Origin of the sequence: Streptomyces sp. (assembly GCF_019510245.1) — a bacterium.
GTDB lineage: Bacteria > Actinomycetota > Actinomycetes > Streptomycetales > Streptomycetaceae > Streptomyces.
Genome location: NZ_JAEKKT010000083.1, coordinates 1 through 8504, shown reverse-complemented (window position 1 = coordinate 8504; position 8504 = coordinate 1). Strand labels below are relative to the sequence as shown.

7 protein-coding genes and 1 pseudogene are annotated in these 8504 nt (G+C 70.3%); 2 read left to right on the top strand and 6 right to left on the bottom strand.

All coding sequences use genetic code 11. The annotated features are described in order from the left end of the window. From JF597_RS04900 to JF597_RS04890, 3 genes are all read right to left on the bottom strand, one after another. On the bottom strand, positions 1-2201 hold a 2201-nt coding region (locus tag JF597_RS04900; protein ID WP_293989389.1), incomplete at its 3' end, for an ATP-binding protein. Positions 2202-2559: 358 nt separating this feature from the next. Continuing rightward, complete coding sequence (locus JF597_RS04895; protein ID WP_030672301.1) at positions 2560-2883, bottom strand: STAS domain-containing protein; 324 nt, start codon at positions 2881-2883, stop codon at positions 2560-2562. 185 nt (positions 2884-3068) lie between these two features. Beyond that, positions 3069-3917, bottom strand: coding sequence for a 3-hydroxyacyl-CoA dehydrogenase family protein (locus JF597_RS04890; RefSeq protein WP_293989377.1), 849 nt, complete (start codon positions 3915-3917; stop codon positions 3069-3071). Positions 3918-4071: 154 nt separating this feature from the next. Here JF597_RS04890 and JF597_RS04885 point away from each other — a divergent pair, with 154 nt between their 5' ends. Continuing rightward, entirely contained in the window at positions 4072-4644 is a 573-nt protein-coding gene (locus JF597_RS04885; RefSeq protein WP_293989374.1) for a cob(I)yrinic acid a,c-diamide adenosyltransferase, read from the top strand. Between the two features lie 266 nt (positions 4645-4910). Further along, entirely contained in the window at positions 4911-6737 is a 1827-nt protein-coding gene (locus JF597_RS04880; protein WP_293989371.1) for a glycoside hydrolase family 18 chitinase, read from the top strand. A gap of 85 nt (positions 6738-6822) precedes the next feature. Here JF597_RS04880 and JF597_RS04875 read toward each other — a convergent pair whose 3' ends face one another. The 3 genes and pseudogenes from JF597_RS04875 to JF597_RS04865 form a co-directional block, all read right to left on the bottom strand. Beyond that, the gene (locus JF597_RS04875; protein WP_293989368.1) at positions 6823-7269 is read right to left on the bottom strand and encodes a DUF2550 domain-containing protein; all 447 of its coding nucleotides are present in this window, start codon (positions 7267-7269) and stop codon (positions 6823-6825) included. 130 nt (positions 7270-7399) lie between these two features. Continuing rightward, on the bottom strand, positions 7400-7774 hold the full coding sequence (locus JF597_RS04870; RefSeq protein WP_293989365.1) for a F0F1 ATP synthase subunit epsilon: 375 nt from the start codon (positions 7772-7774) through the stop codon (positions 7400-7402). 134 nt (positions 7775-7908) lie between these two features. Beyond that, a pseudogene (locus JF597_RS04865) lies at positions 7909-8504 on the bottom strand (F0F1 ATP synthase subunit beta); the annotation flags it as partial.

Below are 8504 nucleotides of genomic sequence, written 5' to 3'. Positions count from 1 at the left end.
GGTGTCGGGTCGTCCGAGGTGCCCAGGGTGCCGTCGGGGCCCGGGTCCGTCGGCTTGGTGGTGGCCGTGCCGGCGTCGCCGGTGCCCGAGGTCTGCCCGGGGTCGGCGTCCAGGCTGCCGTCGCCCGTGCCCTCGCTCGCCGAGGGGTTGACGCTCACGTTGTTGGACGGGTTGTCGGCGTTGTTGTTGGAGGTCATGCCGAGCCCCACCACCGTGCCGAGAACCGCGGTGAGCAGGGCTCCCGCGCCGACCGCCACCATGTTGCGACGGGCCATGCGCACGATGCCGCCGCCCTGGGCCGGAGTCGGTTCGGCCGGGGCCCGGTGGGTCACCAGCGTGTCCGAGACCGGCGAGTGCACCGCGGGGAAGGGCGCGGTGACGCCGCCGGCCGGGGATATGGACTCCTCGTGACGGGCGTCGGGAATCTCGTCGCCCGCCATCGCGGCGACCGGTATGACCTCGCCCGAGCGGTCGGCCACCAGGGCCAGGGCCCGTCGGCCCGCCGTCGTGCCCCGCTTGTCGGAGAGCGCACCGCGCAGCCCGATCGAGGCCTCCAGCTCGGCCCGCGCCCGGTCCAGCCAGCCGCCGCAGAGCGCGAATATGCCGAGTTCGTGGTGGAAGTAGGCCTGTTCGCCGACCTCACCGGCGAGGCGGGAGGCCTCGGCGCCGGCCCGCAGGGCGCGTTCCCAGGCGCTCCAGTGCAGCCCCGCCGCGAACGCGGGCGCGGCGTTACGGGCCAGTCGTACCGGCGTGCTCTCCTCGTCCTCCTCCGGCGGCACCGTCTCGGGGACGACCACCGCCAGTGCGGCGAGGATGGCGTCGGACTCGGCGCAGACCCGCTCCGGGGTGACCGAGGGGTGCCCGGCCCACCAGCCGTAGTGCTGGGCGGCGGTGAGGGCCCGGGCCGCCGCGTCGTCGGCGTATCCGGCGGCCTCCAGCTGCTGGAGGACGCCCGCGGCGAGCCGGTAGCGGGAGCCCACCGGGGAGACCAGTCCGCAGCCCGCGAGTTCGCCGAGGGCCGCGTCCGCGTGGGTGTCGCCGACGAGGGCCGGCAGATGCGCCTGGTGCGGCACCTCGCCGCCGAGGGCGACCGCGAAGCGCAGGGTGGCCCGGGCGGAGGCGCTGAGCCGGGAGGCGAGCAGCGGGGCGGGCGCGGCGGCCTCGCCGAGGGACGGGAGCGGGACCTCTTCGGTCGCCTCGGCGTCGAAGGGCGCGTCGGCCGGCAGATCGGAGAGGGCGGAGAGTTCGGGCAGCTCGGAGGCGAAGACACCGAACTCGTCCACGGCGCCCGTGCTGGCCCGCACCTGGTCGCGCTGGCGCAGCAGTGCGCCCGCCTGAACGAACCGCAGCGGCAGGCCCTCGGACTCGAACCAGAGGTCGCCGGCCCAGTTGGCCTCCTCCTCGGTGAGGACGCGCCCGACCGTGCGCTCCAGGATGTCGACGCCGCCGGCCCGGTCCAGGCCGCTGAGGAAGACCTCCTCGACGGCGGAGTCGGCGGAGGGCGCCGGCACGTCCGGGGTGGCGCCGATCAGGAAGGCGCACTCGGGGGTGGCGTCGACCAGTTCGTCGAGCCCGGAGCCGCCGAACTCGACGTCGTCGAGGACGACGACCGCGCCGATGTCCCGGATCAGTTCGAGGAGCTCGTCGTGGTCCGGGCGGTGCTCGGGCGCCTTGTAGACGGCGTGGAAGAGGTCGTGGAGCAGGTCCTCGGGCGTGCGGTGGAAGCCGTTGAGGCGGACCACGCCGTCGGGGGCGAGGTCGGCGCAGTCGTCGGCGACGAGGTCGAGGAGCGCGGTGCGGCCGGAGCCCGGGGGGCCGGTGAGGCGCACCGAGCGGCCGCGGGCGAGGAGCCGGACGAGCCGCTCGCGGTCGTCCTGGCGTTCCAGGAGCGGCAGCTCGGGCCGGGCGGGGCCGGGCGGTACCGGCGGCCGGACGGCGCGCTCGTACTCGGCACGCTCGGCGGCGCTGCGCTTCTCCGGCCCGGCGGGGCGTTCGGTCGGCGGGCAGGGTTCTATCTCGCTGCCGTCGACGGGATTGACGGTCAGCAGGAAGTCGCCCGTGACCAGCCGCGTGGTGCGGGCCGTCGCCGGCATGCTCTGGCCGAAGTCGGTGGTGAGGGATTCCCTGGGCGGGCGCTGGCGCGGCGTGCTGCCGTCGCCGTCCTGGCCGTACCCCTCGGGTCCCGGGTTGATCGGGTCCATAGGTTCCTAGCCCCCCAAAAGCGTCGTGTGCCGTGAATACCGGCCCCTCCCGGCCTGTTGCACACCGCGCTGTCGCTTCTGGTCCGGGCCCGCGCTCGAAGGGTGGCAAGGGCGGCGGGCGACCGAACCTTAAACCTTCGCACAGTATCTACGACAGTCCGGGGTACCGCGCCGTCCGAGACATCACGGTCTCGTGAGGATTGCGTCTGACGTGCGCATGCGCACCGTCCGACCGGGTCACCCCCGTCGCCCGGTTCACACCGGATCGCCGTGTCCCGACTCTTCGCCGCCGCACAGCCTGTCACCGTGGCGCAGCCGGCCGCGGGCACCGCGGCGGAGCCGGTCGCGGGTCCCGGTGTCACACCCGGGGCAGCGACTCCACCCCGATACCCCCCTCGATCGCCAGGATCCGGTGCAGCCGGGTGGCCACCAGCAGGCGCTGCATCTGCGGCGGTACGCCGCGCAGCACCAGGCGGCGGCCGCAGCGGCCGGCCCGCCGGTGGGCCCCCATGATCACCCCGAGTCCGGTGGCGTCCCAGGAGTCCAGCTCGGACAGGTCCAGCACCAGGTCGCCGACTCCGTCGTCGACGGCCGAGTGCAGGACCGTACGGGCGTCCGCCGCGCTGCGGACGTCGAGGCGGCCCCCGACGACCAGCTCGGCGTGGTCGCCCCTGATGTACATATGCGCTCCCCGAGAGTGCGTGTCCTACTCCGTGAAAGTGTTGTCCGGTATTGCAACGTCTGACTGCGTTCGCCGGTCAGAGGTTGCCATCTGTAAGCGAACCGATACCGAATTCACCCCAGAGGGTGAAACCTCTGGGGTTTGTGCGTTTTGACAGGCGGTCAGAGTGTCTACGTACTGGTGTTTCAGTACGTGTAGAAGCCCTGCCCGCTCTTGCGTCCGATGTCACCGGCGTCAACCATCCGGCGCATCAGCTCCGGCGGGGCGAACTTCTCGTCCTGCGACTCGGTGTAGATGTTGCTGGTGGCGTGCAGCAGGATGTCGACGCCGGTGAGGTCTGCCGTGGCCAGCGGGCCCATGGCGTGCCCGAAGCCCAGCTTGCAGGCGAGGTCGATGTCCTCTGCGGTGGCGACGCCCGACTCGTACAGCTTGGTGGCCTCGACGACGAGCGCCGAGATCAGCCGGGTCGTCACGAAGCCGGCGACGTCCCGGTTGACGACGATGCAGGTCTTTCCGGTGGACTCGGCGAACTCCCGCGCGGTGGCGAGGGCTTCGTCGCTGGTCTTGTAGCCGCGGACCAGCTCCACGAGCTGCATCATCGGCACCGGTGAGAAGAAGTGGACGCCGACGACCCGTTCAGGGTGCTCGGTGGCTGCCGCGATCTTGGTGATCGGGATGGCGGAGGTGTTGGAGGCGAGCACGGTGTCCGGGCGCACGATCTTGTCGAGGGCGCGGAAGATCTCGTGCTTGACCTCCAGCTTCTCGAAGACCGCCTCGACCACGAGGTCCGCGTCGGCGACCGCGTCCAGGTCGGTGGTCGTCGTGATGCGGGCCAGGGCGGCGTCGGCGTCGTGCGCCTCCAGCTTCCCCTTGCTCACGAACTTGTCGTACGAGGCCTGGATGCCGCCGACGGCACGGTCCAGCGCCTCGTCGGTGACGTCACGCAGGACGACGTCCCAGCCGGCCTGCGCGGCGACCTGGGCGATACCGGAACCCATCAGGCCGGCACCGATGACGGCAAGCTTCCGTGCCACTCCGCTCCCCTTACACGCTGTTGAGGTATGCCTCTTGGGCGGGACCCTAGCGCTCGTCGGGGGCCGGGAAACCCGGTAAGTAACGCGTGTCACGGTCTCAGGACGTGAGACAACCGTCACGTCCCGCCACCGGGGACACCTTTACGCTGGCCACATGGTCAATCTGACGCGCATCTACACCAGGACCGGCGACCAGGGCACCACCGCCCTCGGGGACATGAGCCGGGTCGCCAAGACCGATCTGCGGATCTCGGCGTACGCCGACGCCAACGAGGCGAACGCGGTGATCGGGACGGCGATCGCGCTGGGCGGCCTTACGGAGGAGGTCGTCGAGGTGCTCACCCGGGTGCAGAACGACCTCTTCGACGTCGGCGCGGACCTGTCGACCCCCGTGGTGGAGAACCCCGGGTTCCCGCCCCTGCGGGTCGAGCAGTTCTACATCGACAAGCTGGAGGCGGACTGCGACCGCTTCAACGAACGACTGGAGAAGCTCCGTTCCTTCATCCTCCCGGGCGGCACCCCGGGCGCGGCCCTGCTCCACCAGGCCTGCACGGTCGTACGGCGGGCCGAGCGGTCGACGTGGGCCGCGCTGGAGGCACACGGCGAGGTGATGAACCCGCTGACCGCGACCTACCTCAACCGGCTGTCGGACCTGCTGTTCATCCTCGCCCGCACGGCCAACAAGGACGTCGGGGACGTGCTCTGGGTCCCGGGCGGCGAGCGCTGACGCGGGCCACCCCTCCGCCCGCACGAGGACCGTACGCAGCCGGAGACGGCCCTCGTGCCGGGGTGCGCCATGCCGTGGCGGGGCGGCCTCGTCGGACGCGGGGCGCCCGCCAGGCGTCGCCGGCGTGGGAGTTGGGGATCTGAGGCGCCGTATACAGAGTGGTCCAGACCTATTGACCGGTGGTCCAGACCTTTCTATTCTCGCGGCACCATGGGCATGAAGGCTCAGTCATGCCCACGTCACCCCCGACAAGAGGGAGGCGCAGCATGCGCTTCGGACACAGAGTCGCGGCAGGGCTCGCGACGCTGGTGCTCCCCCTGGCCGGCCTGGTGGGCATCGCGAGCCCCGCCCAGGCCGCGACCTCCGCCACCGCGACCTACACCAAGACCCAGGACTGGGGCACCGGCTTCGGCGGCCAGTGGACCGTCAAGAACACCGGCACCACGTCGATCAGTTCGTGGACCGTCGAGTGGGACTATCCCTCCGGAACCTCGGTCACCTCCGCGTGGGACGCGGACGTCACCTCCTCCGGCACCCACTGGACCGCCAAGAACAAGTCATACAACGGCTCCCTCGCCCCCGGTGCCTCGGTCTCCTTCGGCTTCAACGGCGCCGGTTCCGGCTCGCCCAGCAACTGCCTCATCAACGGCGCGAGCTGCGACGGCGGCACCACCACCCCGGGCGACTCGGCGCCCTCCGCGCCCGGCACCCCGACCGCGTCGGGCATCACCGACACCTCGGTGAAACTGAGCTGGTCCGCCGCCACCGACGACAACGGCGTCAAGAACTACGACGTCCTGCGTGACGGCAAGGTGGTCTCCACGGTGACCACCACCTCGTACACCGACTCGGGTCTCACGGCCGGCACCGACTACTCGTACACGGTCCAGGCCCGCGACACCGCGAACCAGACGGGACCGGTCAGCGGCGCGGTCGCCGTCCACACCACCGGCGGTACCACCACTCCCCCGACCACCGGCTCCAAGGTCAAGCTCGGCTACTTCACCGAGTGGGGCATCTACGGCCGTAACTACCAGGTCAAGAACCTGGTGACCTCCGGGTCCGCGGCGAAGATCACGCACATCAACTACGCCTTCGGCAACGTCACCAACGGCCAGTGCGCGATCGGCGACGCCTACGCGGACTACCAGAAGACGTTCACCGCCGACCAGTCGGTCAGCGGCGTCGCCGACACCTGGGACCAGCCGCTGGCCGGCAACTTCAACCAGCTGCGCGAGCTGAAGGCCAAGTACCCGAACATCAAGATCCTGTGGTCCTTCGGCGGCTGGACCTGGTCCGGCGGCTTCGCGCAGGCGGCGGCCAACCCGACCGCGTTCGCGAACTCCTGCTACAACCTGGTCGAGGACCCGCGCTGGGCCGATGTCTTCGACGGCATCGACATCGACTGGGAGTACCCGAACGCCTGCGGGCTGAGCTGCGACACCAGCGGCTCGGCGGCCTTCAAGAACCTGATGGCCGCACTGCGCGCCAAGTTCGGCTCGAACAACCTGGTCACCGCGGCCACCACGGCCGACGGCTCGGCCGGCGGCAAGATCGACGCCACCGACTACGCGGGCGCCTCCCAGTACGTCGACTGGTACAACGTGATGTCGTACGACTTCTTCGGCGCCTGGGCGACCACCGGCCCGACCGCCCCGCACTCCCCGCTCACCTCGTACTCCGGCATCCCGACGGCCGGCTTCGACACGGCCGACGCCATGGCCAAGTTCAAGGCGCAGGGCGTACCGGCGAGCAAGCTGCTGATCGGCATCGGCTTCTACGGCAGGGGCTGGACCGGCGTCACCCAGGACGCGCCGGGCGGCACGGCCACGGGCGCGGCGGCCGGCACCTACGAACAGGGCATCGAGGACTACAAGGTCCTCAAGACGTCCTGCCCGGTCACCGGCACCGTCGCGGGCACGGCGTACGCCCACTGCGGCACCAACTGGTGGTCGTACGACACCCCGTCGACGATCGCCGGGAAGATGAGCTGGGCGAAGTCCCAGGGCCTCGGTGGCGCGTTCTTCTGGGAGTTCAGCGGCGACACCAGCAACGGCGAACTGGTGAGCGCCATCAACTCCGGGCTGTCGTAGCCCCCCGAGGAAAAATCGTCCTAAGCGACATTGACGCTCCCCCAGACTTCGTCCGGGGGGACCCCCGGTCAGCGAGTGAATGTGGCTACGCCACATTCACTCGCTGACCGGGCGGGGCTGCTTCCAGCCACGCGAGGAATCCGGTCAGCGCGTCTTCGCTCATCGCGAGTTCGAGGCGGGTGCCTCGGTGGGTACAGGCGAGGATGACCGCGTCGGAGAGCAGGGCCAGCTCCTCCTCGCCCTCGGGATGGCGGCGGCCGGCCACCTCGATCCGGTCGCGTTCCAGGACCCGGCGGGGGCGGTAGGCGTAGGAGAAGACGCGGTACCACTCGACGCTGTCGCCGTTGTAGCGGGCGACGCCGTAGCTCCAGCCCTTGCCGCTGGTGTCCGTCTTCTCGGGGACGTCCCAGCGCAGGGAACAGTCGAAGGTGCCACCGGAGCGCTGGATCAGTCTGCGGCGCAGGCCGAACAGGAAGAGTCCCACCACCACCAGCGCGACCACGATTCCGGCCACAGTCAGAGCGAGGACCATCGGCACCGACCTCCCCGTCTCCTAGGTAATGGAACGTAAAAAGACCCAGATCTACCTCAGCCGCGGCTGGGACCGGAATGGCTCCTGTCTCAGCCGCGGCTGAGTTACGTCAACGCATACGCGCAGTCTGTCAGCGTCCGGTCGCCGCCCGCAGACGGACGTCGGCGCGCCGCTCCGCGGTGGCGTCACCTTCCGCCTTCGCGCGCTCCAGCTCCCGCTCCTCGCGCTGGATGTCGATCTCGTCCGACAGCTCGGCGGTCTCGGCCAGCAGCGAGAGCTTGTTGTCCGCGAACGAGATGAAACCGCCGTGCACCGCGGCGACGACCGTTCCACCTTCACTCGTACGGATGGTCACCGGGCCCGACTCCAGCACACCGAGCAGCGGCTGGTGACCGGGCATGACGCCGATGTCGCCGGACGTGGTGCGCGCGACGACCAGGGTGGCCTCGCCGGACCAGACCTGGCGGTCCGCGGCGACGAGCTCGACGTGCAGCTCAGCAGCCAAGGGTGGCTCCTCGGGTCACCACCCGGCAGGGGTGCCGGGTGTTGGGGTCAATTCTAGTAGGCGTGCGTGAGGGGGCGGGACGCGCCCGCCCCCTCACACGAAGAACACAAGGAGTTCCGGGGAACTCAGGGTGTTCAGGAGACGCCCAGCTCCTTGGCGTTGGCCTTGAGGTCCTCGATGCCACCGCACAGGAAGAACGCCTGCTCCGGGAAGTGGTCGTACTCGCCGTCGATGATCGCGTTGAACGCGGCGATCGACTCGTCCAGCGGGACGTCCGACCCGTCGACGCCGGTGAACTGCTTGGCGACGTGGGTGTTCTGGGACAGGAAGCGCTCCACGCGACGGGCACGGTGGACGACGAGCTTGTCCTCCTCGCCGAGCTCGTCGATACCGAGGATCGCGATGATGTCCTGGAGGTCCTTGTACTTCTGGAGGACCGTCTTCACGCGCATCGCGGTGTTGTAGTGGTCCGCCGCGATGTAGCGCGGGTCCAGGATCCGGGACGTGGAGTCCAGCGGGTCCACGGCCGGGTAGATGCCCTTCTCCGAGATCGGACGGGAGAGCACCGTCGTCGCGTCGAGGTGGGCGAAGGTGGTGGCCGGGGCCGGGTCGGTCAGGTCGTCCGCGGGGACGTAGATCGCCTGCATCGAGGTGATCGAGTGACCACGGGTCGAGGTGATGCGCTCCTGGAGGAGACCCATCTCGTCGGCCAGGTTCGGCTGGTAGCCCA